General features: G+C 64.2%; 16 protein-coding genes. 7 read left to right on the top strand and 9 right to left on the bottom strand.

Annotated features, from left to right (window positions below; genetic code table 11):
• Positions 1-28: 28 nt before the first annotated feature.
• Together LT988_RS17575 and LT988_RS17580 are read right to left on the bottom strand one after the other, a co-directional pair.
• Positions 29-2,713, bottom strand: coding sequence for a hypothetical protein (locus LT988_RS17575; RefSeq protein WP_232406829.1), 2,685 nt, complete (start codon positions 2,711-2,713; stop codon positions 29-31).
• Between the two features lie 12 nt (positions 2,714-2,725).
• Positions 2,726-5,545: a peptidase inhibitor family I36 protein gene (locus LT988_RS17580; protein WP_232406830.1), complete on the bottom strand. Its 2,820-nt coding sequence runs from the start codon at positions 5,543-5,545 to the stop codon at positions 2,726-2,728.
• Positions 5,546-5,694: 149 nt separating this feature from the next.
• On the opposite strand from LT988_RS17580, the gene LT988_RS17585 reads away from it, so the two are divergent.
• The 3 genes from LT988_RS17585 to LT988_RS17595 are packed head-to-tail and all read left to right on the top strand — an operon-like array spanning position 5,695 to position 11,858.
• Positions 5,695-8,337, top strand: coding sequence for a hypothetical protein (locus LT988_RS17585; RefSeq protein WP_232406831.1), 2,643 nt, complete (start codon positions 5,695-5,697; stop codon positions 8,335-8,337).
• Complete coding sequence (locus tag LT988_RS17590) at positions 8,337-9,953, top strand: hypothetical protein (protein WP_232406832.1); 1,617 nt, start codon at positions 8,337-8,339, stop codon at positions 9,951-9,953. The genes LT988_RS17585 and LT988_RS17590 overlap by 1 nt, the downstream gene beginning before the upstream one ends.
• Before the next feature lie 3 nt (positions 9,954-9,956).
• A complete protein-coding gene (locus LT988_RS17595; RefSeq protein ID WP_232406833.1) occupies positions 9,957-11,858 on the top strand; it encodes a hypothetical protein in 1,902 nt (633 codons plus the stop codon).
• Here LT988_RS17595 and LT988_RS17600 read toward each other — a convergent pair.
• The 3 genes from LT988_RS17600 to LT988_RS17610 all read right to left on the bottom strand — a co-directional run bounded on the left by LT988_RS17600 (position 11,855) and on the right by LT988_RS17610 (position 13,937).
• The gene (locus tag LT988_RS17600) at positions 11,855-12,130 is read right to left on the bottom strand and encodes a hypothetical protein (RefSeq protein WP_232406834.1); all 276 of its coding nucleotides are present in this window, start codon (positions 12,128-12,130) and stop codon (positions 11,855-11,857) included. The genes LT988_RS17595 and LT988_RS17600 overlap by 4 nt on opposite strands.
• 27 nt (positions 12,131-12,157) lie before the next feature.
• Positions 12,158-12,373, bottom strand: a complete 216-nt coding sequence (locus LT988_RS17605) for a hypothetical protein (protein WP_232406835.1) — start codon at positions 12,371-12,373, stop codon at positions 12,158-12,160.
• Positions 12,374-13,016: 643 nt separating this feature from the next.
• Complete coding sequence (locus LT988_RS17610) at positions 13,017-13,937, bottom strand: transposase (RefSeq protein WP_232406836.1); 921 nt, start codon at positions 13,935-13,937, stop codon at positions 13,017-13,019.
• Positions 13,938-14,124: 187 nt separating this feature from the next.
• Here LT988_RS17610 and LT988_RS17615 point away from each other — a divergent pair.
• Positions 14,125-15,692, top strand: a protein-coding gene (locus LT988_RS17615) for an IS3 family transposase (RefSeq protein WP_232406471.1) whose coding sequence is annotated in 2 segments (ribosomal slippage) — positions 14,125-14,581 and positions 14,581-15,692 — 1,569 coding nt in all. Because the reading frame shifts where the segments join, the coding sequence is not laid out codon by codon here.
• Between the two features lie 782 nt (positions 15,693-16,474).
• Here LT988_RS17615 and LT988_RS17620 read toward each other — a convergent pair.
• Positions 16,475-17,335 carry a hypothetical protein gene (locus tag LT988_RS17620; protein ID WP_232406837.1) on the bottom strand — a complete coding sequence of 287 codons (861 nt, stop codon included), beginning with the start codon at positions 17,333-17,335 and terminating at the stop codon, positions 16,475-16,477.
• Between the two features lie 657 nt (positions 17,336-17,992).
• Between LT988_RS17620 and LT988_RS17625 the strand changes: the two genes are divergently transcribed.
• Entirely contained in the window at positions 17,993-19,381 is a 1,389-nt protein-coding gene (locus LT988_RS17625) for a DUF6399 domain-containing protein (RefSeq protein WP_232406838.1), read from the top strand.
• 48 nt (positions 19,382-19,429) lie between these two features.
• Here the strand turns inward: LT988_RS17625 and LT988_RS25605 are convergent, their stop codons facing one another.
• The 3 genes from LT988_RS25605 to ltrA form a co-directional block, all read right to left on the bottom strand.
• Positions 19,430-20,320, bottom strand: coding sequence for an RICIN domain-containing protein (locus tag LT988_RS25605; protein WP_408648013.1), 891 nt, complete (start codon positions 20,318-20,320; stop codon positions 19,430-19,432).
• 194 nt (positions 20,321-20,514) lie between these two features.
• Positions 20,515-21,696: an IS630 family transposase gene (locus tag LT988_RS17630; RefSeq protein WP_232406839.1), complete on the bottom strand. Its 1,182-nt coding sequence runs from the start codon at positions 21,694-21,696 to the stop codon at positions 20,515-20,517.
• Between the two features lie 400 nt (positions 21,697-22,096).
• On the bottom strand, positions 22,097-23,428 hold the full coding sequence (gene ltrA / locus LT988_RS17635) for a group II intron reverse transcriptase/maturase (protein WP_232406840.1): 1,332 nt from the start codon (positions 23,426-23,428) through the stop codon (positions 22,097-22,099).
• 649 nt (positions 23,429-24,077) lie between these two features.
• On the opposite strand from ltrA, the gene LT988_RS17640 reads away from it, so the two are divergent.
• Positions 24,078-24,425: a DUF6444 domain-containing protein gene (locus LT988_RS17640; protein ID WP_232406841.1), complete on the top strand. Its 348-nt coding sequence runs from the start codon at positions 24,078-24,080 to the stop codon at positions 24,423-24,425.
• Positions 24,426-24,710, top strand: a complete 285-nt coding sequence (locus LT988_RS17645; protein WP_232406842.1) for a hypothetical protein — start codon at positions 24,426-24,428, stop codon at positions 24,708-24,710.
• The last annotated feature ends 60 nt before the right edge of the window (positions 24,711-24,770 follow it).

Genomic DNA, 24,770 nt, shown 5'->3' on the forward strand with positions numbered 1-24,770 from the left:
GTCCTCTCGTGGTGTGAAGTGCGAAGAGCTATGACTGTCGCGGTGCCGGGGGTATGACCACGGCCGGCTTGTCCAAGGTCACCGGGCTCGAGGTGACGGTGGCTCCGTCGGCCATGTACCAGGTGACGGTCATCACGTAGCCCAGCGGGGCGTCGTCGGCAACGGGCACGAACCACTCTTGCACGGTGCCGTCCGTGAAGACCAGGGTCATGCGCTCGTGAACATCGCGCTGCGCGTCGTCATAGCTCAGGTTGACCTCGACGGCGGGAGTCGCCGTAAAATCCTGCCGGATCGGCATGAACTTTGCGCCGACCTTGGGGATCGAGTATCTGTGCACGACGATCAACTCGTCCTCGGTCGTTTCCCACTCGCGCTCGACCGGGTCGCCTTCCACCGGGAAGTAGGTCGTCTGGTAGCGGTATCGTTTCGGCCCCCCCTCGCGGATCGGAATCGACCAGATCTTGACATCGTCCGGTTTTTGCAGCGACACGCTCTCGACGTCACGCTCGCCTTCCGGGTCGTCGTATTCGAGATCGACCTTCGCCAGCGGTGTGCTTGCGAAATCGAGCACCGCTCCGGTGACTCTGACTTCGAGCCGAGGCGGCCCGACGACCTTGAGGCCGAGCGCTTGGTCGCCATCGCGCGACAGCCACTCGGTCTCCTGGGTATCGCCGTTCAGGAAGGTCGAGAGGATGCGGTACTCGAAGGCACGCTTGTTCGGATCGAGCAGGATTACCGCCCACTTCTTGAATTCGTCCGACTTCTTGAAGTTATACTGCGCGTCGCGATGATAGTCGCCGTCCTGGTAACGCAACGAAACGACCGACTGAATGACGTCGGTCCATATTCCTGCCGGCACCAGAGGCACGTCGAGGACGTCGATCTCGGGCGGTTTGATCAGGATATTCTGCGTTGGTCCGTCGGTCTTTTCCCAGCCAACCTCGATCGAGGTCCCGGTCTTGAGCAGGTACTCCACGCGGTAATCGATCGGTTTCTCCCATGGCGCATAGAGTGGTAGTCGCCAAGTGCCCGACGGTCTATCCGGCGCGAGCAGGATCGACTGCCCCGACTCCGGCACGTCGTTTGAGCCATCCTCGTACTTCAGGTGCACCAAGACGGCGTCGAGGATGTTCTCGAAGTCGAGCCCGACTCCGGTGACCTCGGTGGAAAGGATGCCAGGTGTTTCCACCGAGACGTTGAGATTGCGCGTTGTCTCCTTGTTCCATCGCGACCAGTCCTCCGGCTCGCGGCCCTCGAAGGCGACCCGCCAACGGTACTCATAATCCCGATTGCCGGCGATCACCGACGGGTCCCACTCCTTGGGGTCGTTGTCGGTCGCAGTAAAGGTGAAGGTCTGCGTCTTGATCTGGCCGCCGTGGGAGTATTTGATCTCGATCTCGACGAAGGCGATCTCATCTTCCTCCCAATTGGCGAAGGCGCGCGCTTTGAGGCCGAGGGTGTTGAAAAAGGCGTCGCCGAGCAGGATCTGGCGCACGAATTTGTCCATGTCGGTGCGGCCGTGAAAGAAGACAGCCAAGGTTCCCTGGGGCGCGATCTCGAATTCGGTTGTCGTGTTGATCTCCATGGTGTGCTCGAAGTTCGTCATGTCGACTTCGGTGACCTGCTTGAGGCGATAGACCTCGTTGGAGCTCTCCGCGAGGTCCGAGTCAGCCCACTCTTCCATGGGCTCGCGCTCCTTTTCGGCAAACCTGTCGGTGAGCAGCTGCTGGACCATGTTCATGGCCTGCTGCATCATCATCTGCTCGAGGTCGTCGTCCTGCACCCCGCCCATGTCGATCTTGACGGTGATCAGGCCCGCCTCGATCGCCGTGCTCATCAAATTCTCGGACGTGAAGTAGTCGTCGGTGCAGTTGTGGTGCTCGTGGAAGAGCTCTTGGACGGAGTGATAGATCGAAGCGGTGTTGAACTTCACGTACATCGTGGCCGGGGGTAGTTTGGCCAGCATCTTGATCTGGTAAACCACCTGGATCGGGCTCAGGTCGGTAGCGCCGCCGCCATCTTCACCGACCAGCGTCTTCTGCATGAATGTGGCGCCGTCGGGGGTGAGGTCCATGTTGAACGCGGCGACATTATTGCCGATCAGCGACGCGGGCCGCTCGGTGGTGGCGTGCTGCACGAGACCGGTGGATTGTGGCGCGCTCATGGTGACGTTGCCGCTGATCCACAGCGGCTCGCCGATCACGACCTGCGGCGCCGGCGCACCCGTGGTCGGTGGCTCGAAACCGCTGCCGGGCATGGTCAGGAAAGTGGTGGAGCCACGGCTCGCCGAGGCGCGTCTTGTGCCGCGCATGCCTTCCTGCCCCCAGTGCTCGCCAATCGTGTCGACAAAGGTGGCGCCGAGCTCGAGCGTCCGCAACTTGTCGTTCGGCATGTGCTTCATTCGCTCCCACTCGGCGTCGACCCAGCTCTGAAGGTCGGCTATGATGTGGTCGCGGTGCTCCGCACTCACCTTGAGCTCCGAGTCGAACACCATGTAACCGCCGCCGCGCGGCAGCTCGGGATCCTCTTCGCGCGCCGCATCGGAGAAGGCATATTTGATGAGCTGAAAGACCGGATCGCCGTCGGGCGTCAACCGAACGGTCGGGAATCCGGGAATGGCGTAGAAACGCCAGAACTGGGCGTCGTCTTGAAAGACAGTCGCGGTCTCTCCAGTCGGGAACTGGTACTGCTTGAAGGCGGGGAGCTTCAGCATGTTGCATTCTCCTCAAGCTGTCTGGTACGGGGTAATGGAGACGACCGGATCATCACTCTGACCGGAAGGCCCATCGATCCGCCGGCCGTCAGCGAGGTTGTAGACCACCTCGTAGCTGTAGGTGCGCTGGGCACGGTCGCCCACATCGACCGACCACGACATGTTCTTCTGGTTCTCGTGGAGCGTCAGCGTCTTGCGCTCCTCGCGATCTCCATCGACCCAGGTCAGAGTGACGTCGACGAAAGGCGTGTTGGCGAAATCGACCGCGAAGCCGCGGACGATGACCTCGAGCTTTCCGGGAGTGACGAGCTTGGCTTTGGGAATGAAGAGCTCGGTATCGGCCGTGCGAACCAGTCCCGAGCGGATCGGGTTGCCGTCGGTCGGGTGCCACGTGATCTCGTAGGTGTAATTTCGGCTGCCGTCGACGTCCAGGGGGACCTCCCAGGAGGCTGTTCGGGAATCCGTGAAGCTCAGGGTCTTACCCTCCCCGCCGTAGGTCAGCGAAACCGTCACCGCCGGCGTTCGTGTGAAATCGACCAAATTCGAGAGGATGTTGACCCGGAGCTTCGGAACCCCCTTGACCTTGATCGGGATCGCCTGATCTCCGGTCTCGGTGTGCCACTGCGAATCCTCGAATTGGCCGTTCTTGTAGGTCACGAGGGTCTTGTAGCGGAAGGTACGGCGGGTCGGGTCGCGCAGAAGGACTTGCCACTCGGCGAAGTCGTCGACCTTCGCGAAGCGATAAGTGCGGTCGAAGACCTGCCCGTTACCGGCGTCGTACTCGAGCGACACGACTGCCTGCGCTACGTCGCTCCAGTCGCCGGTCGGCACCAGACTGACGTTGAGCACGTCCACCTGCGGCGGCGGAACGACGAATAGGTTCTCGCTCGCGGCGACCTTCTGGGGCTCGGCCTCGACGACCTTGTCGTCCTTCAGAAAATAGGTGGTTTGAATGTCGACGGCACCGAGCAGTTCGCGCTTGAAGCCGTGCTCCCACTTGCGGGTTGGGACGAGCTCGGTGAGCTCGAAGGTCCTCTCGATCAACGGATCGCTACGATCCGGATCCGAATAGGACAACTTGACCGTGATGCCGCGGAGGATCTCCCAGTTGAGCGCCGCCGACGAGACCTCGAGCTCGAGCCGCCCCGGATCGACGATGCTGATGTTCAAGGCCCGGTTGGTCGACATCTCCCATGGCGTGTACTCGGTTACCCCCCCATCATCGTAGAAGATCCGATAGCGGTGCTCGTACTCGTGCTTGCCGCCGATGATGGCGGGGTCGAACCGCTGTGGGTCCATCTCACCGGCGCGGAAGGTGAACGCGGCGTTCGTCGTATGCTCCTCTCCATTGTCGGCCTTAGCGCTGTACTTGAGCTGGATCTCCACGGCTTGGAACGGAGAAGTCTCGAAGGCGACCATCGCCATTACCGTCACTCCGAGGGTATCGAAGTCGTTGGGGAAAAGCTCGACGACATGACGTCCGATCTCATCGGCGCTCGCTCCGCTGAAGAAGGTGGCGAGCGTCGCTTGGGCGACCAGCGGCCATTCGACCACCTGGGAGCGATCGATCTTGATCTCGAGCTTCATCGTCGAGTAATTGACCGTCTTGCGGACCTTGTAGCGGCTTGTCGGGGGACGCCAGACCTTCGCCGATTGGGCCCGATTGTCCCAGCCGCCACCGAGGCTCCTCATCGAAGAGCTGATCTGCTTGCTCTGACCACCGTATCCGGTTCTACGATAGAGCGTCACGCGATGTCCGGGACGTACCCGAACCGATGATACTTTGCCCTTGAGGTCATCCAGGCTGTCCTGGTCTTCGTCGACCTCGAGGCTGGTCCCCGAGTAGTTTCTTCCATCGTATAGAACGGCTGCCCAACCGGGGTCGCGATCCTGGCTCTCCTGATCGTCGGAGTCAAATTCGAGGTTCTCGTCGTCGCCCTCGGCCGGCACGAGAAAGCGCTCCTCGATCATGGTGTCGAAGAGATCGAGTGCGTAGTCCTGAAGAGCCTCGACAATCTCGTCCGGAACGGTTGCATCGCCCTTGTCGATTTGCACCTTGACATCGCCCGACTCGCGCAGCGTCGAGCTGTTGACACCGCTCTCGCGGAAGGTTTCTACCTCGCGCGGTGTGCACGGGTTGTCGCGATTGGTCTCGGAGATTTTGAGCAAGGTCTTGTGCACGCGCTTCGATTGCCCCGTCACGGTGATCAGTATCGGTGGCGTACGTGCCCACATCCTGAGGTCGTAAATTACCTGAACCGGCGTCAGGTCGATTCTTCCAGTACCGTCGGTGTCGACCATGAGATCCTTCATGAACTCGGCGCCGAGCGCGGTCAGGTCCATATTGAACACTGCGGTCGAGCCGCTCACCAGAGAGGCGGGCGCCTCGGCGAAGCGGTCGGTGACGAGGAGATCCGACTGCGTCGTCTGCATCTTGACCGTGCCGCCCGAAAGCAACGGATCGGCGAGCTCGACGGTCGGAGCTTGACTGTCGGCGTATTCGCGCAGTCGGGAGAACTGCCGATGCCCGCGCCGGCGCGCGTACTCTTCCTCGACCCACTGCTGAAGCTCGGTTCGGGCGCGCTCGGTTGTCTCTTCGTCAACGGCGAACTGAACATCGAAGTTCATGAACCCCCCGCCCCGCGGTAGCTCGGGATTCTCCGCGCGTTCCTGGTCCGAGACATGGTAGCTCGCGAGCAGGAATACCGGCCGGCCGTTCTGATCGCGGCGGATGCTCGGCATGGACGGCAGAAGGTAGAAGCGGTACCAGACGGCATCGTCTTGGTAAACGGTGACATCGCCAATCTTGCGGATAGCCGGAATCTTCAGCATGAGCTTCCCCCAATTTGCCAATCGCACCAAGATTCTTGTGCTTAAATGTTAGCAGACGCTCTTGCTTTTTTTTCTTGGCTCGGGTAGCGATCCCCCGCGGACTGCTTCGGCGACCGTCTCGGTGTCGGTCGAGGTCAGGAGACGCACGAATGAAAAATCGCTTTTACATGGTCGACACCAACCTCGGCGCAACCCGCGTCGACAAGATTCTCCGCCACAAACAACAGTTGCGCATCAAGGAGCCGTTGGGCGCGACGGTGCCGGCCGCCGGGGATCGCCCGGTGCTCTCCGGCAGGCAGGAGCTCAAACCGAACGCTCTATACGTATCGGCGAATAACCGGCTGATTCGTTACTATTTGCCCCTTTACCGCTTGGCCGTCACGGACGGCAAGCCGGAGGTGGAGTTGCGTTATGGCGTCGACGAGGAGACAGAAGAGGTCGGCCGTCTGACCCTGTCCTTGGCCTGGACGCCGCCACCGGCCGGCCGGGCGTACCGCGTGCTCGCGATGGACCATAGCGCAGTGCCGTTTCTGCGTTATCAGATCCCCGTCGAGAGGGGCGGCGGTGCCGGCGAGGATACCGTGCCGCTGCAGCCCCTGCAGCAGGAGGGGAATGGGCGGGCCACCTCGGTGACGATCTTCACCGAGAAGGCCCAGTTTGACGCCGTCTACCAGGCGATGAGCCGTTCCGACCGCGATGCCTCGCTCGTGATCCAGATCGCGACGCGGGTCGGCGTGCGGACATGGCAGCAGGTCGTTGTCGGCGATACGGCAAGCAAGAAGGCGCAGGTCAAGGTCCTAGAGCGCCAAGGGGCTTTCTTCACCCAGACATTGAGTCGAGAGAGTCTGGCCACGATGAGGCGGACGTCGACGACCACCAGTCGAGTGCGGGTCACGGTGCGGCAACCCGAGCCCGGCGAGGAAGCTGACGTCAACGACCTGCGTCGGATGCTCGCGCGGCCGCGCCAGGGCGCTCGGTTGTCGGCGAGGAATCGCACCCCGCCGCGAATGGCCCAAGTCGCGAGCGGCGCCACGCGGCGCCCGTCCGCGGCCACGAGCCCGCGCAGAACGGGGGCGCCGCGCCCGCGGGTTGCCGTCGAAAGGACCGTCTCACCATCTACGGTCCGCCTCGCGGCCCCTGTGCTGATGCGCGCCCGCGTTGCTCCGACCGCGCCAGTCGCACGCACCACGGTGGCCGCTCGGGCGCCGAGCGCCGCCAGAGTCACGCCCATGCCTACTACGCGCACGTCGGCGTCGACGGCTCGAACTGTGACGCCCAGGGTCGCGATCACCAGCGCCAGGGTGTCGGCAACACGCCCGGTTTTTTCATCGGCGGCGCTCGCGCGCGTGAACGCAGTGGCCCTCCCACTGGCGGTGGCGAAGAGTGATTTGAAGATCGCTGGCAGAAAGGCCGTGCCGACGAAGATCGCGCTCGATACGCGAGGTAAGCCGGCGATCATCGACACGGATCTGGAGAACGAGCAAGAGATCCCTTTCAACTTTGACCCTGACGTCGCGACGAATGACGAAGTGTTCGCGATCACCGGCTATCATCGGGGCGGCATCCATCTCTTGATACCTGTTCCGTTGTTTGCGGCCTCGGGACGACAGCTCGCCGTCGTCTATCAAGACAATCTGATGCGCGACCTCGTCTATGTGGCGCCAATGGAGTTCCGGCTCGCCCGCTACGTTGAAGATCCGTTTCTGCCAGGACTCACCTTTCTGCCGGGGGATTTTTCGACCAGCGCGGGCGAGAGCGAAGCTGAGGTCTTTTATCAAGTCGTGATGTCCTACCAACTCGAGCCGTGGATCGACCCCGAGGTGATCGAGCTCGCACGTGCTGAGCTGGCGCACCAGGGTCTCGTGGCGCGCTTTTCGCCGATACTCCCGCGGGAGGCCCGCCTCAAGCTCGACCTCGATATCCTGGGCGATGCGCAGGACCGCGACGAGGCTGAGATCGAGGCCGCCGTCGGGATCACGGACACGCTGGTACTCGACCACGAGGCCTTCGTACGGCTTTGGCGCGAACGCCTTACGAAGGAAGCAGGGGTCGTACGCGGTCAGGTCAGCTACCGGTTGTTCGACGGCACCGAGGCCCACAGCGGCGTTGCGATCTCGCTGTGGCAGACCTCCGCAGATGTGTTCGACGTCGACTTCATCGGTCCGGTGGAGGGTAGCCAGGGGCGGTATCGAGTCCAGTTGCGAAACCGGATCGAGAGTCCGGTGGTGATCGCGGATCCTCCGACTCGAGAGATCCTCGCCGACGGAGTCGTGGCAGAAGCAGTCAATGGAGCCGCGCTCGCGCAGCGCGTGGTGGCGCCGCAGGAGGTCGTGGAGGTGGACTACCAGGTCACGCCTGCCGACGCCGCCTTCGCTTCGCTCGAGCCGGTGGTGCTCGGACGCGTACAGCCGAATCCGGGCAGCTTGTTGAGGCTACTGATGTTGACGCCTGGCTATGGCTCGCTGAGCTTTTCGGTGATGGTTCGAGCCGCCGGGGGAACGTTCGGACCGCCCGCCGAGGGTGCCGAATCCCTTACCGGACTGATGGTCGAGTTCGACGACGGCTCGGAAGCGAGGCTCACACCCGACCAGTCGGAAGCGGAGGTCAACCTCGTCGGGCGATTGATCGACCAGATTCTCGGCACCGCGGACGATCAGCAGCGTTACTTCTACCGGGTCACCAATCTCCATCCGAGTGGCGAGGGGGCTCGCACGGAGTGGCGTGAGGGCCAGGGTACCGATCCTCTCACGGTCGGGACTGCGGTCGTCAAGCTCGGGCAGTTCGACTTCTGATGCTCGTCCTAATTCGCGATGGCGACTCCTTTGCGGACGACTCGGACGAAGCGGTTCGGTATCGACTGCCGTCCGGACTGAGGCCGCTGACCGCGCCAGACGGTTCGAGTCAGGTCGCCCTGAGCCGGAGTCCGGACGGAGGACTGCTCCACCTGCGGCTGACGCCAGTCTGGCCGAAGCTGGCGGCGGGGGAGCGGCGTGTTTCCTTTGCCGATGGTCGTTTCCGTCTTCTGCTTCGGACTCCAACCGCGTCCGAGAACGGTCAGTGGCGCCGAACGGCTGCTGTCGGCGATGCGGTCGTCGATCGAAGCGTAAGTCTCGACTCGCTCGAAGTTGCGATTGCCCAGCGTCTCGGCGCCGGCGGCGATGAGGTCATCGACGTCGAGGTCGAGCTGAAGGTGCAAGGCTTCGCGCCGACATTCCCCTGGCGTGTGCGTGCCGATGGCCGAATGGTGCAGAGCCAACTCACGGCGCTTGTAGGCTCATCGCCGGCCGACTGGACACGGATCCAGGATGCGTTTCTCGGGCTTGACACCACGGTATTCACTTGGTACCCGCTGGCACCGGCAGCGCTGCCACCGCCGAATGACGAGGCGCTGTTGACGATTGCTCTGCACTCCGCGCCTTTCCTGCTGGATGCCGCGGACGACGGGTGGGTCGTTCGGCAGGCGGTGCCTGAGCATCTGGAATTGAGCCTCCAGGTACCTCGGCTCGACTCCCGGCTGATTGGCTTTCGGTGGTCGTTCTCCGAGTTCCTGGCCGCTCAACCGGATCCCGCGCGTTACCTGACCGAGATCCGAGAGCCGGCGCCGTTCGAGGCCGCGGAGCTGCTGGTAGTGAACGATGTATTGCTGTCCGACGCCGGCGTGCGCAGCCTGGAGGTCGAGATCCTCACCGGAGGCCCAACCGGGAGGCTGCGGCATGTGTTCCGCCCCGGTGAGCCAGGGGCAGTGCGGCTGCGTTTCGTGCGAGAGACCTTCGAGGTGCTTGCGCTTTCTTGGCGGCTCAAGGCGGCAGTTTACACGCCCAGGGGGACGACGATGACCGAGACCGGCTTCCGGCCGACCGGTCTCTTCCTCGAAGTGAACACCGCCGCGCTCGGACTCACGCCCCTGCGTTTTCGAGCGGAGCCGGATCTCTTCGATACGCTCGAGGCGTTGGAGGTCGCGGTGGGTTCTCGAGCTCTGAAGCTGACCGCGGAGTCCCCGGAAGCCTGGGCGGTGGGTCGTCAGCCGCCGCCCGCGGTGGATGTGGCCGCGGTCCTCGCGGGCGGTCGCCGAGAGCCGATTGGCTCGATACCGATTGGCGAGCGTGGACTTACGGTGGGGGCGACGATTCTCGGTCAGGGCGAGGTTGTCGAGGTCGCGCTGCAGCCGGCCGCCGACAACGCGAGTCGCGTGGTCTACCATGCGGTTCAAGTGGAGGGCGGACCCTGGCGGACCCTTGAGCTCGATGGCGGAATCGTCTGGCCCGTGCGGCGCGAAAACCGATTCGCCAAACCGCGCCTGCGCTACCGGACGCGTGCGGTCCCGCGGACCGCCACCGGCGGCACCGGACCGATGGCGGAATCGGACTGGCGAGAGGGCGAAGGTGACAGTGTAGTGGTGGAGGTCTGAGCCGTGCTGCTTCTGCCAATCGAGGCGTCGGGCGAGGTCCTTTGGCTGAGAGACGATGCCGCCGGCGGTCGGGTCGGCGTGGCACTCGCTCGGCCACGTCCCGCCCGGGATGGGAACGGCAGACCGCGGCTCCGGCTTAGGCGCTGGATCCCCACCTCCGGTGGGAACGGCGGCTTGAGCCTCGCCGCGGGCCGCCTTGATCTGGACGTCGAGGTCGCGCCGACCGCCGCGGAGCTCACACGAGAGGGCTTCGACCCGGAGAAGGTCCGGGCCATGCCGTGGCTCGATGCTGCCGTGCGGCTTGAAGCACCGGGGCTCGATCCCGTCGAACACGAGGTGTCGATCACTGCCGGCGCGGTGGGGGTCCTATCTGCCGACCTCACCGATCATCAAGCGTCGGTCCTGGCGCCGCTCTTGGAGAGAGAGGGCACCTCGCCGCTTCAGGTGACCTGGTTGGGACACGTGAAGGTGCGGCTCCCGCCAGTCGAGATCACTGCAGCCGCCGACGCGCGGGAGGTCCGACGACGCCTCCAGACGGTGCGAGGGGCTGCAAGGAGCGTCGTGGCGCGCGCGATCCTCGACGCGAGCGCGCGGATCGAGATCGATGGCAGCGAGGAGCCAGAGCGCGCACGCGCTCTGCGCGAGTGGGTTCTTGACGAACTTGCTCGCCGCTTGGAGGCGGGAGAAGATCTCGTCGTGCGCGCGTCGGCTTCGGACGTCGTCAGCTGGCCCATTCGATTGGCGACGACTCTCGACGCGTTCCTCCCTACCGACGAACGGTGGGAGCTCGTGCGAGATGTCATCCTCGATCCGAGTGAGATCGGTAGCGTTCCACCAATCGAGGTGCGGACGCTCGGGGATTTCTCAGGGCCGCTCGAACGGGTCGATGTTCGACTCCAAGCGATCGGCGCTGGCGAAGCGGCCGACATTGCTCTCACCGACGATGAGCCCAGATCGGCGCGACTCGGGACGACCTCGTTCCGTTGGAAGTACCGCCTAAAGCTCGCTTTCCAGTCGCCTAGCGCATGGTCCTCCTGGCAAAGTGTTGGTGATTCCACGAGCGTGATCGTGCCGGTTTCGACGCCGCCTCATCTCGTGGTTGAGGTGTTCGCCGCCGGACTCGACTTCCAGGACCGGTGGCGGTCGGTTCGGGTGGAGCTCGAGCACAGCGCGATGGGATCGCCGCCGATATTCGGTGTCGTCGAGTTGGACGCGAGCCGGCGGAGCGCGATCTGGTCCGCCGAGCTCGAAGGGGCTCGCGGGCCGATCAGTGGCCGAGTGATCTATCTGTCGCAGCGCGGACTCACGGTCGAGCGGAGGATCGAAGGATTGAACGGTGACGCGATCGGCGTCGGAGATCCGTTCGACGGCGACTGTGTCCGCGTCGCGCTCATTCCGACCGGCAGCGGCTGGCAGGACGTGGCACTCGCGATGGTCGACCTGCGCCACCGCGACGGTCGGGAGGTCTTCGAGGAAACCGTCGAGGTCCGAGGCCTCGACGATTTCGTCCAGTGGACGGCGCCGGCTCGACACGACGGACCCCGGGAGGTCGAATGGCGGTGCCACGCGAGCTACATTGATGGCCGCTTCGAGCAGAGCGATTGGCGCCGCAGCGCCGGTTCGGTGTTGGCGATTCCGCTGGTAGGGAAGCCGCGTCGCGAGATCCAGCTGTTGCCGATCTTCTTCGACGCCGCGAGAGCAAGACGGCTTGAAGTCCGTCTCGAGAGCGGAGACCGCATCGAGCGCATCGAGATCACCGACACGGCCGCACGCATGGTCGAGCTGCCCCCAGGTCGTTACCGTTACGGGTTGAGCTGGTATCTCGCAGACGGCACCCTCATCCAGGTAGGAGAGCGGGAAGCGGATGACGACGTAATCGTATTGCCCCGACCGCCTGCCTCTTAGCTCTTGGCGACCCGAGCCAGGCCGTAAAGGGAATCGAGCGCGCCCGCGACGGTTACCAGACCGTACATCGCCTGGAGGTCGGCCTCGGCTATCACACCCACAGGACCGGCGAGTCCCAGTGTCTCGAGCTCAGATATCAGAACCGTCGGCAGCGCATTGCCGCGCACGGCGGCGTCGGCCAGAGCGACGCCCGTGGCGCCGAGACACGCGGCGACCAAGGCCACTGGAACGCCGACGGCACAACTGGTGCCAGCTTCTCCGTCTTGAGCCAATCGGCGCCTTGATTCGGTACCACGTCGTCAATCTGGGCGCGGCGCAAGGGGAGCCTGGCCAGTGTGCGGCCGCTCCTCTTCGGGCGCGGTGAGCTGATCCGCGCTCGGAGCCAGGATCGACTTGAACTGCAGAAGGCCGCCGTTTTCCGCGTCGCCGCGGAACAGCACCTGCGACAGCCGCGGATCCGGATCGACGCCCACCTGACCTGCTCGCCAGATCGGCCCGGCGCGTTGCTCATTCATGCCGGCTCGGGCGCTTTCATGTGCTCGGCCTTCCGGGACTACGCCCAGGAGACGTGCGATTGCCGGGGCTCGGGGTTCGATTGGTGCAACGGCCAAGACGACGCTGTCCAGCGATCTCTGGGCTTCTCAGTGTGCCAACCGACTCGCGTCCACGCCAACCGAGCTCTCTAGGCGCCGACGGTGACAGGCGCCGACTGAATGATGCAGAGAAAGCTACGAGAAACTGGCAGGCTTCTCCCCCTGTCCAGCGTCTTGGTCGTGGATGAACAGGACCTTTCCGCTCGCACCTTCGCGCCCGGATCGCCGGAGTTGGAGTACGGTGCGTCACCGCGGCCCGGGTCGGCCATCACCGGAGGCACGGCTTCCCCTATCCGGCGGAGTTTGAGCACTTCGAGTTCAACCAACTCGTGATGATCCGGAGCCAGTTCGAGGAGAGCGCCGCCGCGCTCGCGAGGTCTTCCAACCGGTTCTCCCCAGGGTCGGGCAGTGGCTGGATGGAGCAGACCTGGCCGGCTGGAGCGACCGGGTCCAATCCTGTCCTCGACTCGGCGATGCCGAACTCTTCAACCTAAAAAGAGCAGTTAGCGCCCGTCGCGGAGCGTTTTCGGCCCGCGGGCGAGTACACATACCGGCGGTTCGGCGGCTACGCCGGCGCCGGTAACACCGCCGGCGGCTGCAATTGGCGGCCGTTGAGATACTTCACCAGCGCCCGCGAGAGGAGCCGGTACCAGCGTTGCAGGGGACTCAACTGCTCCGCAGTTCGGCGCAGCGTGTTGAAGAAGGCCGTGATCTCGCGGCAGGTCGCCTCCACCCACCCGGCTTCGGCATGGGGATGGCTGATGGTCAGGCGCGTCTGCCCGCCGTGACGGGTCAGTCGTGCCGGTGCGCTGAGCAGCAGCGGGCGGCTGGTGATCGCCTCGGTGTGCCGAGTCGGGTCGGCCAGGCGCACGAACAGGCTCCACCAGTTGTAGGTCAAGGCGGTGATGCGCGCCATGAAGCGGCAGCGCTTGATGTCGCGGGTGGTGAAGCCGCCCCAGCCCCAATGGTTCTTGAGCTCGTCGAAGGGATTCTCCGCGTCGGCGCGATCGCGATAGAGTTGCGCCACGCTCAGGATCTCATGGGGCAGCGAGGTCACCAGCACGGCGTACTCGTAGACGATCGTCTCGTCGGTGAGCTCGGCGAAGCTCAGGCGCAGCTGCTCGGGATCACCCTGCTCGACGACGGCCAGGTCGGCCTTGATGCGCCGGCGCAGCACGACGGCGCGCCGGGCACGGCTCCAGCCCGACAGACGCAGGGTCGTCTCGGCCCCCTGCCAGCCTTGACCGGCATCGCACCACTCGGCATCGCGCATCAGGCGCTCGACGGTCTGCTTGACCTTGGAGGTCATGCGCAGCTTGAACAGATACGGGATCCCCTCCTGCTCGGCCCGTGCCATGTTGGCTTGGGTGCCCCAATCGCGGTCGCCGCGAATGCACAGCGGCCAGTGCGCCCGCGGCAGGCGCGCGAGCAACTCCCACAGCCCCGGCGCGCTGTACTTGGACGCGGTTTGGTTGCCGTCCAGCACCTCCACGTCCACCCCAGGTGTCAGGATAGATGTCGCCTCCCTTTGGGAGAATGTGTGGGAGGATGGGGCATCACCGACCCGGGGCTTTGCGCCCTCCGGGGTCAGCCGGGAAGGAGCCCGAAGGGCGACTGACGGCTGACCCGGAGGGCGCGGCGCAAGCGCCCCGAGGCATGAGAAGGCGAGCGACATGACAACCTATTCGAGCGAACTGAAAGACAGCATCCTGACGAAGCTACTGCCGCCCAACAACGTCGGCGTCCCGCAGTTGGCCGCGCAAACCGGCATCCCGCGCGACACCCTCTACGGCTGGCGGCGCGAGGCGTTGGGTCGGGCGCGTCGACCACGGGCATCGACGGTGCCTGCCGGGACGCTCGGCAGCGAGGAGAAGTTTGCCGTGGTGATGGAGACCGCCACCCTCAATGAGTTGGAGCTGGGCGCGTACTGTCGGCGCAAGGGCCTGTTCGCCGAGCAGATCAGCGCGTGGCGCACGACCTGCCAGCAGGCCAATGCGCCGCTGACGAGCACGACCGAGCGGGCCGAGCGGCGCGCCGAGCAGGCGGAGATCGTGCGCCTGGGTCGGGAGTTGCAGCGCAAGGACCGGGCCTTGGCCGAAGCCGCCACGTTGCTGGTGCTCCAAAAAAAAGTCCGGGCGATCTGGGAGGAGCCAGAGGACGCTCGCTCGCCTATGAGCGGCGCGTACAAGTGAGCGAGTACATCGCCCAAGCCTGTGCCGAGGGCGCCCGCCTGAGTCGCGCCTGCGCCGCCGTGGGGCTGTCCGAGCGCACCCTGCAGCGCTGGCGTCGCGACGGGGCGATCGGCGGCGACGGGCGCACGCGCGAGCACCGGACCGAAGGCGCGGTACGCACCCCGGCCAATCGGCTCTCGCCCCACGAGCGACAAGCCGTCCTCACAGCCGCCAACGCGCCCAGGTTCGCGAGCTTGAGTCCGCATCAGATCGTCCCGGCGCTGGCCGACGAGGGCTGCTACCTGGGATCCGAGTCGACCTTCTACCGCGTGCTGCGCGACGCCGGGCAGCTCGCCCGCCGCGGTCGCGCCAAGGCGCCGACACGGGTGCGCCCGCAGCCGCTGGAGGCGACCGGGCCGAATCGGGTTTGGAGCTGGGACATCACCTACCTGGCCAGTACCGTGCAGGGGATGTTCTTCTATCTGTACCTGATCATGGATGTCTACAGCCGCAAGATCGTCGGCTGGGAGGTCTACCCGCAGGAGTCCGCCGCGCACGCCGCCAGCGTCCTGCACAAGGCCTACCTGCGCGAAGGCGTGCACCCGGGCACACTGGTCCTGCACTCGGACAACGGCTCGCCGATGAAAGGCGCCACCATGCTGGTGATGCTCCAGCGCCTCGGGGTCGTGCCGTCCTTCAGTCGCCCGGCCGTGAGCAACGACAACCCCTACTCGGAGTCGCTGTTCAACACCGTCAAGGGTCGCCCGGACTTCCCCTCCGATCCCTTCGACGGCGTCGAGGCGGCACGCCGCTGGATGACGACATTCACCGCCTGGTACAACACCATCCACCTGCACAGCGCGCTGAAGTTCGTCACCCCGGCACAGCGCCATCGCGGCGAGGATGTCGACCTGCTGGCACGGCGCGACGCGCTCTATCAAGCCGCCAGAGACGACAACCCGACGCGCTGGTCCGGACCCACCCGCAATTGGACGCCGCCCGCTTCGGTCTTGCTCAACCCGGGAAAACCCCCTCGTGAACAGGAGAAGGCCGACACGAACATGACATGATTGATGCGACAACTACCTTGACACTTACCGTCCAGGATCAGACGCAGACCGGCGACGAAATAGGTGTGGTCGGTGTGCGAAGGGCGCCCCGGCTTGTGCGGGTTGTAGCCCTTGAGCGCACCCTCTTGATGCCCGTAGAGCGGCTTGACCGTCACGTCGGTATCGAGAATCCAGGGCACGCCCGGCACCGGCGCCACGCAGGCGTCCAGGTGGTTCTGCAACCAGGCCACCCCGTCGGCTTCATCGAGCTTGCCGAGGTTGCGGCGCACCGAGTCCTCGCTCACCACCGCCTCCATGCCCAGCAGGGCGGCGTTGATGGTGTCGCCGCGCAGGGCACTGATGTGGGCATCGCGCTGATGCCCGGACAGCACCGCCAGGATGGCGGTACCGAGAACGTCGCGCGTGCTCGGGGCGTTCGGGCTGGTCAGCTTCAGCGGGCAGCTCTCGACCCAGGCATCGAAGCGCCCGCCCAGGCGCAAAAACTCGGTGAAGAACGGCAGCTGCCCCAGCGGGGTGACCGCCGCCTGCGCATCCCACTCGACGTGGACGCGCCCGCCAAACGTGTCCACCGCAACCGGGCCGGCATGCGGTACCAATGCGGTGGTTTCGGGTTCACCCTGCGGGTGAGGGATCGGGTTGCTCATGGGGACCTCCTTGCGCCGATATTTCAGCGGCTTGGATCACTCGAGGCAAGGTTTAACTGCTCTTTTTAGGTTCAAGCACTTTGTCCCTGAGCAGCACGACCGTGCTTCCAGCTGACGCCGGAAAGCGGCCGCGTCCGTTCATGCTTCTTCCTCGGTCGGCACATCGTTCTCCGGCGGGAGAATGATAAGAACCTCCTCGTCGGCCTCCCTTTCCGGCTGAGGATAAGCTTCGCCATCTCTCGTGTACAGAGTAGCCTGATAGCGATACCCGCGTCCGTCTTCGCTATCTGGAAAGTAATACCAGACCTCTGCGTCTGATGTATATACGAGCAGGCTTGCTTTCTGGTCTCCACGGGCGCCGGAGTGGACCAGCTTGACCTTGGCGAAGGCATAAACTTCGGGATTAGACAGAAAGATCACGCGGACCGATCGTACTAGCCGGTGCCCCAGAATCAGCATTGGCTCTTCCGATTCGGTCCAGTCGCAGCTGAACGATAGATCGGTGTTTGCCTTTGCCTCGTGCTCCACGCGATAGCTGTAGGTGCGGTGATCGTTGTTTAGAATTTCAATCCCCCATGTGTACTCTGGACGTTCTGAGGAAAGTTCGAAAGCCGTCTCGACGAGGTAGCCGTGTGCGTCGTCGCGGTAGCGCATCGCGACTAGCGCGCGGTCTCCGCGATCGTACAAGGCTCGGCTCAGAAACGCCCTGACGAGGATAAGCCCCGCGAACGGTGAACAGATTGAGAGCAGAGACGAGTCCGCCGTCTGCTCGGCTTGCTCCAGGACTTGGTTCCTATGGTCCCGCCAGGTGACTTGATACGAATAGGGACCCGAACCGAAATCACTGGTTTCGCCCCAGGGGCTCGTCTCGTTCAGGATCATCCGGACTTCGGGCCGGCCTTCTTGCCAAAGACGCAACTCGGCCGAGTCCAGAATATTCCAGTCAATGCCGTTTGTTGAAACACTAACAAGGCGGTGAGAAGTCTCTGTTTCAGCCATTTCTGATCCTCCTTCGCTGTCGGTTTTCGCTTAGCTCTCCATGGCCGGCAGCATCGGCCATGCAGCGTGAAGCAATGGAATATTGGCAACTAATCGGCGCTTCCCTAGATCTCATTCAAATAGCGATTGGCGATCCCAGCGATAGTATGGGCCTTGTCGCGATCATTGAGGCCTCGCTCATAAGCGCGGCCAAGTCCGAGCCCAGGGCTTGGTGATAGACGTGCGGGGATTTGGCAGGACCCTCGAAATTTCATACCCTTGGAAGTGCAAACTGACCGAGGGTTCGGAAAGATGTTCGAAGATCCTGCCGAGATTGACTTTAGACCAAGCGCGAGCGCGACGCTACCCGGCGGTTCGAGACCCGGCCGGGGGATCGTGGCGTGACGCGACGTACACGACTGGAGCAAGCCGAGTACATCGCGGCGGCCGAAGCACGGGTGGCGGCGGGGGAGACGCAACGCGGCGTGGCGGCCGCTGCGGGTATTGCGCGCAGCACCTTGCGGGAGTGGTGCGGGGAGGTCCCGCGCGGGGATCCGCCGACGGGCTTGACGGCCTTCGCGCGCACCCCGGACGGGATCGCTTGGTTGCATCGGATGGTACTGGCGGCGCATTTCAGCATCACCTTGCGGGCGGCGTGCGGCGGGCGGCACCCGGCTGGTGAGCGAGTTCCTGGAGCTGAGCGGGCTGTCGGCCTTCGTCGGGGTCAGCGACGGTGCGCAGCAGGCACTCAATGTCGCCGTGGAAACGGCCGTGGTCGGGGTGGCCGAGGAGCAGCGCACCGCGCTTGCCGAGGGCATGGCGCCGCGTGCGGTGACGGTGTGCGAGGACGAAACCTTTCATCCTGGGATCTGCCTGGTGGCCATCGAGCCGGTGTCGAACTTCATCCTGCTGGAGCACTACGCCGCGGATCGCACCGCGGCGACCTGGACGGCCGCGCTGGAGGACGTCTGCACGGGGCTTGCCGTGGAGGTGATCCAGAGCACCGCCGACGAGGCCAAGGCGCTGCGTCGCCATGCCGAGACGGATCTCGGTGCGCATCATTCCCCGGACCTTTTTCACGGCCATCATGAGGTGTCGAAAGCCACCGCCCTGGCCCTGGCCCGCGCGGTGGACCGGGCCGAGGTCCGTGTGCTGGCCGCGCAGGCACAGTGGGAGGCCGAGCGCGCGGCGCAGCAGGCGTTCGAGGCGTGCGTGCCGCGCCCGCTCGGGCGTCCACCCGCCTTCGAGACCCGCATTGCCGCCGCCCTGAGCGCGCTGGTCGCAGCACAAGCCGAACGCGACCGCGCGCGGGCGCGACAGACCGAGGCGCGTGAATTGATCCGCGAGCTCGGTGTGCTGTATCACCCGTACGATCCGCAGACCGGGCACGTCCAGCCGGTGGAGCGCGTGGCGGCGCGCTTTACCGAAGTCTGGTTGCGCCTGAAGAGACTGGCCGAGGCCGCCGAGCTGCCCGAGCGCGCTCGCGAACGCATCATTAAGGCCGAGCGCCTGACCGTGCAGTGGCTCGCCACGCTCGCGTTCTTCTTCGCTACCGTGACCGCCAGAGTCGAGGCCCTCGAACTCTCCCCGGAGTTGGAAGCGGCGGTCCTCGAGCAGCTCATCCCCGCGATCTACCTCGAGCGCGTGGCCGCCCGCAGCACCGCTGCCGAGACTCGAAACCGCGTGCAGGCGTCGAGTACCGCGTTGCTCGACGCGCTGCGGCGACCCGATCATCCGCTGCAGCGCCTCGCGCCCGAGGCAAGCGCACACGTCGAACAGGTCGCCGGCGCCTGCGCCGATCTGTTCCAATGCAGCAGTTCTTGCGTGGAAGGACGCAACGGCCAACTGTCGCTGCATCATCACGGGCGTCATCGTTTGAGCGACCGCAAGCTCGCCGCGCTCACGGGCGTGCACAACTTCCACATCCGCCGCGCCGACGGCACGACCGCCGCCGAGCGCTTCTTCGGGCGGACACACCGCGCTCTTCGAGCAGCTCCTCCTGCGCGTGCCCTTGCCGCCGCGACCGCGACGCCGCCGGCCACGCCCCCCCGAAACTGCCCTATTTAATGCCGGTCGCGGCCTGAAGGCGGTGGACGGGATAATGAACAAGGCCCTTTAGTCCATCGACCCGGAATAGTTAACATGACCACATTCTAAACCGTCGAGCAGAATCGTGACGCGACATTCTTGACATACTTCACCCACTGCCGCCGGTGACGTAAAGGGTATGGCCCATGCCAACCTACTATTCTCAAAAGCCCAAGATCGATTCAATGCGCTCAAATCGCGTTCTACCTCGGAACTCACGTCGGCGAAACGGACTTCTATCTTGTGCTCACCCGCGAGAAGACCTCTAAACCGGACGAGAATCTCGGGCTTGCGACCCCAGAAGCCTGCTCGTCCCCCGCCCGGTCCTTTGCACGTGTAGGGCTTTTCTCCCTCCATGTTTCCGATCTCTGAGCAGGTTTCAATGGACCAAACCGGCGGGCTCAAGCCAACCCCCGACCGGCCGCCCCCTTCTTTCTCCCTCCAAGCGTTGAGTGCTCCCCACTGTTGGTTCGCCGTGCCGCCGCAGGGCCAGACTATCAGCCGCGCACCGTCTTCACCCAACCCCCCCTCGACGTCTAGGCATCTGCCCGCAAGTCCCACGAGTTCCCCGCTACGTTCGGGGACCCAGCGTTGGCGCTCGGTACCGTCGCAGGAATCGATTACCACAGGCGCCCCGTCGATTTCGCGGCCTCGGATTACCGAGAGACATTTACCGCCGGGCCCAACGAGGCTTAGGTCTTGTCTGAAATGCCACTGCTGATTCTCTCCGCCGTGGCACGGCCAAAGGATCACCGGCGTGCCGTTCCTTGTACTAGCCTCGTTTACGTCTAAACACTTACTCAGCTGGCCGACGATTTCCGCCGCCCCCACTACGTCTACACATGTGATAAAGAAGGCCCCGACGCCGGACAAAAACAGCGCTCCGAACGATCTTCCCATTGCTCCCTCCTCTAACATGCATCACAATTCACTGCTCATGAAAAAGCGCCCGTTTGAAAAATGCAAGGAAAACCACCTTTGCAAACAAAAGCATTTTAGTCACTGAACTCTGCCCGGCCACGCGCGGTATCGCTCTCCAATCTCCTTATTAGCCCCAGGATAGCACCCCATACTAGTGCTGCAGAGTGAAACTCCCGAGACCGTTTGATCAGTCATGCCGCGAGTGGCTTGCCCTGATAGGTCCAACGGAAAGGCTTGGCCAGGGTCTTATTGAAGAAGTCAATGAAATCGCTGATGCGTTTCTCGAGATTCGCCAGCGAGGTGAAGTTGCCACGGTGCAGGACTTTGCGCGCCAGGATCGAGAACCACATCTCGATCTGATTGAGCCAGGAAGCGTGCTTGGGGGTGAAGTGAAAGACGATGCGATGGCTCGGATCGCTGAGAAAGGCGCTACGCGTGGCCATGGACTTGAGGATACCGTCACGCTCCTTGACACCCAAGTCGCCTTTGAAGTCGATGGCATCGGCGATGAGGCGTACGACTTCTTCGGAGCAGTGGATGTTGAGGTTGTCCATGATCAGGTGCCACTGGGTGTGGGCGGGGCGCTCGGCGAGCAGCGCCGCGAGATAGTCGGCGAAGTCCTGCGCGGTGCGCGTGGGACCGAGGCGGTAGAAGACCTGCCCGGTGACCACGCAGAAGGTGGCGATGAGGGTGAGCGTGCCGTGACGGATGTACTCAAATTCCTGCCGCTGCGGGCGTCCCGGGCGCATGGGCTGTGTCGGTGCCGCCCGCTCAAGGGCCTGAACCCCGGTCATCTCGTCGATGCTGCGCGTCTCGGTGCCCTCGGCGGCGCGCTGCGGCGCCAGGCGATAGGTCTCACAGACATCCCGACAGCGCTCGGCGAAGTCGCCGTTGCGCGGCGTGTTGATCCAGCCCTGCACGCGATGCGGCTTGAGATCGGCCTCGCGCAAGAAGCGTCCCACCGAATGCGAGGAGATGCTCTCGACGATCCCGCGCGCGGTGGCTTCCTCGGCCAAGTCCGCATGGGTCCAGCGCGCCAGCTCCACCCCTTCGCGCATGGCCGGCTCGCACGCCAAGGCGATCAGCGAGCAGATCTGCTCGGGGGTGAAGGTCGGCGGGGTGCCCGAGCGCGGGTCATCGCTCAGCCGCTCGGCCACTGGCTGATCGGCGCGCTCACGCCAGCGTTGCACCAACGAGCGGCTGACCTGCACGGTGGCCGCCGTCTTGCGCACGCCTTGGCCGGCGTCGGCGGCGAGAATGATCCGAGCGCGCGTGGCCAGTTGCTGCGGCGTCGTATGCTGACGTACCAGTGCCTCCAGTTGGGTGCGCTCTGGGTCGGCGAGGGAAACGGAAATCGGGGTACAGCGTGCCATCGGGTCAACTGCTCATCTACGAAACTCCTTAAAGATAATAAGTATGCCGCCGACACCTCAGAAACGGTATTAGGACTTTCACTCTAGACCACTAGACCTTACACCCATAGTGGTAGCCACCACGCAGGTTTAATAGAATCGGGCATCAGTTGCGTCGCAACCCGGAGGCTTTGTCCCGGGAACTGATCGGCCATACCTTCTCTCGATGGCATCACAAGCAAACTTCAAATACGGCGAGCGATCGCATGCAGTAGGGCCCACTGCGCATACTAAAACCATTGAAGTTCGGATGCCAGCACAGAAATCGGGGCCGGGTGACCGCGGGTGATCGCTCACCCGCGGTTCCCACAGATCCGGACGTGCCCAATTCGGGCATCCGGCTCCTCGGCCTAAACGTTCGCTACGTGGCATAAAGGCTGTGTATCGCACGCGCGGGCGGGAGGGGATGACGCTTGAGCAGACGGTTGAACGCCGGCCAATCGAGGCGCGTCGCATGCGAGCGACGGTTGAGCCACTGATGCCAGCGTCTCTGGACCTCGAAGCGGAATCGCGACAGCGCTCGTGAGTTGCCGGTGATGCCGTAGTAGGCATTGTGGCCCTTGAGCTTGCGGCTCAGCGCCTGCTGTTGCTCCGGCACCGGTCGGTGACGGTTGTTCCGGCACCACTGTCCGATCTGCCGTAGCGCACGGCTGAAACGGGACTTGGCCGTCTTGCGTTGCACCACCCAACGCCCCTTTCGGGAGCGCCCCCAGTAGTGGGCGAAACCGAGCAGGTCGAAACTGCGTTCCCGTTGGGAGCCACACTCCGTGCCTGTCCGTGATGGACGACGAAAGTCCACCAGTCGGGTCTTCTCGGGGTGGAGTGTCAGCCCAAAGCGCTCGAAGCGCCTGGGCAGCACGTCCATCACCCGCCGCGCGTCCTCTTCCCGCTCGAAGGCCAACAGCCCGTCATCGGCGAAGCGGACCATGAAGGCCCGTCCGCGCAGGCGTGGCTTGACCTCCTGCTCGAACCAGCGGTCGAGCACTTCGTGCAGGTAGAGATTCGACACCAGCGGGCTGATCACGCCCCCTTGCGGGCTGCCCCGCTCGGGATAGCTGATCGCCCCGTCTTCCATGACCCCGGCTTGCATCCACTTGCCCAGCGCGCGGCGGATGACGCCGTCACGTACCCGTTGGTCGAGAAAGGCGTTGAGATGGGTCCTGTCCATGCTGTCGAAGAAGGAGCGGATGTCGAGATCGATCACCCGGGCTCCGCCGATGTCCATCAGCCCCTTCCAGAGCGCTTCGAGCGCTTGATGCGCGCTGCGCCCCGAGCGGAAACCGTAGGAGCAGTCCAAAAAGTCCTGCTCGTACACCGGCTCCAGCACCATGAGCACCGCCCGCTGGAGCACTTTGTCCTCCAGGGTGGGAATGCCGATGGGCCGGGTTGTGTTCTTCGCCCCTGCCTTGGGAATGTGCACGCGTCTGACCGGCGGCGCACGATAGCGACCGCTCTTGAACCGCTCGAGCAGGTCGCTCAGGTTCTCGTGCAGCCGTTGCTCGTACACCTCGGCCGTGACGCCGTCCACACCCACCGCACCATCCTTGCGCGTGCGCCGGTACGCCTCCTCCATCCACATCAGGTCGATGTGGTGCGCCAGCGTCAGCAGTACCATCTGCGGCGCCCCGCTCGCCAATTCCGCGATCGCCTGTTGTCGCGTTGAGATGATCTCGCGATCCAATGCCCGCGTCATCTGTCCCTCCAGACGTGTGTTTAGACCGGTCGACCGCTTCCCTCGGGTGGGTCCTCTCGGGTGAGTTCCCCACCGTCCTCGGTACTATCAGCCGACTCCGACGACTTAGCCGCCATCGCGCCGCACTTCGTTGCCTTCGCTTGGCGCTACCTTGTCTGCGATCCTCTTCGCGTCCGTCGGCCGGATCGCCTCCGACGGAGATCCGGGCCACTTCTAACGCGGCGCCCGTGCCGCGGCTTGACAAGGAGCGGCTGAGCCCTCCCAGGTTCCCGGGCGACCCTTGCGTACATGCCCTGCTCTTCGACCCCGGCGGAGCAGCCACACCCGGCCATCTCGGTGCGGTTGCTGTTGCCTTCCGCCCAGTTAACGACGTCGGCTCCGCATTGTCTGCTTTCGAGGCTCAATCACACGGCCTGCACGCCCCCTGTGTACGCTTCGCAGCCGGGGTCACCCCCGCACCACGCAACACTCGGTTCCGGTGGATGGCCAATCCTTACCGGTTCGGGACTTGTACCCGACGGGTCGCAACAAGAGGTTTCCGATTGCTCAACTTACTTTGGCTTTCTTCCCCCTCTTCCAGGCTTTGCCTGGCGCAATAACTGTTCAGGTCAGCTTGCCAAACAATGCCCTGGGAGGGTAAGTTTACGACATGCCTAAGCCGCCATCGACAACCGACAGTCCCGACAACAAAGATGTCGAACTGGCGCGGTTGCGGGCGCAGAACGCCGAGCAGGCGAAACAGATCGCCGAGCTGCTCCAACGCATCCGCGATCTGGAAGCGCGCTTGTGCAAGGATAGCCACAACTCCAGCAAGCCACCGTCCTCGGATCCTCCGTTCAAGAAACCGCCGCCGCGCTCGCGCCGCGTGCGCAGCGGCAGGAGGCCCGGTGGTCAGAAGGATCATCCCGGCGGCACCCGAGCGCTGGTCGAGGATCCCGAGCACCGCATCGTTGTGCCCCTGGAGGGGCTTTGCAGCTGCGGGCGCGACTGCGCCTAGGTGGCTGTCGAGGTCTTGCCCGAGCGCCATCAGGTCATCGATCTGGTGGTGCACCGCGAGGTCACCGAGTATCGCGCCGTGACCGGCGTCTGTGCCTGCGGCCAGGTGCATCGCAGCGCCTTCCCGGAGGCGGTCGGTGCACCGGTGCAATACGGCCCCGGACTGTCGGCATTGGCGGTGTATTTGACCGACTACCAAAACTCATCTCCCGGTCGATACGCTCTTTCATCTGCCCGAGTGGTGCGTCTACGTCGAGACACCTGGCCGACATTGGGCCGGGCGTGATCTGCACGGATTCTGGGCACATCTCGACTACGAGGTCGACGGTGTCGCCGATGAGCTGCG

It is taken from the genome of Thiocapsa bogorovii, assembly GCF_021228795.1.
Taxonomy (GTDB): Bacteria; Pseudomonadota; Gammaproteobacteria; order Chromatiales; family Chromatiaceae; genus Thiocapsa; species Thiocapsa bogorovii.

What these genes read in the sequence shown, in the direction of transcription:
- LT988_RS17605 (WP_232406835.1), bottom strand. Translation starts at nt 12,373, where the DNA reads ATGAATGAGCAACGCGCCGGGCCGATCTGGCGAGCAGGTCAGGTGGGC.
- LT988_RS17575 (WP_232406829.1), bottom strand. Translation starts at nt 2,713, where the DNA reads ATGCTGAAGCTCCCCGCCTTCAAGCAGTACCAGTTCCCGACTGGAGAG.
- LT988_RS17580 (WP_232406830.1), bottom strand. Translation starts at nt 5,545, where the DNA reads ATGCTGAAGATTCCGGCTATCCGCAAGATTGGCGATGTCACCGTTTAC.
- LT988_RS17640 (WP_232406841.1), top strand. Translation starts at nt 24,078, where the DNA reads ATGCCTAAGCCGCCATCGACAACCGACAGTCCCGACAACAAAGATGTC.
- LT988_RS25605 (WP_408648013.1), bottom strand. Translation starts at nt 20,320, where the DNA reads ATGTTAGAGGAGGGAGCAATGGGAAGATCGTTCGGAGCGCTGTTTTTG.
- LT988_RS17590 (WP_232406832.1), top strand. Translation starts at nt 8,337, where the DNA reads ATGCTCGTCCTAATTCGCGATGGCGACTCCTTTGCGGACGACTCGGAC.
- LT988_RS17585 (WP_232406831.1), top strand. Translation starts at nt 5,695, where the DNA reads ATGAAAAATCGCTTTTACATGGTCGACACCAACCTCGGCGCAACCCGC.
- LT988_RS17630 (WP_232406839.1), bottom strand. Translation starts at nt 21,696, where the DNA reads ATGGCACGCTGTACCCCGATTTCCGTTTCCCTCGCCGACCCAGAGCGC.
- LT988_RS17620 (WP_232406837.1), bottom strand. Translation starts at nt 17,335, where the DNA reads ATGGCTGAAACAGAGACTTCTCACCGCCTTGTTAGTGTTTCAACAAAC.
- ltrA (WP_232406840.1), bottom strand. Translation starts at nt 23,428, where the DNA reads ATGACGCGGGCATTGGATCGCGAGATCATCTCAACGCGACAACAGGCG.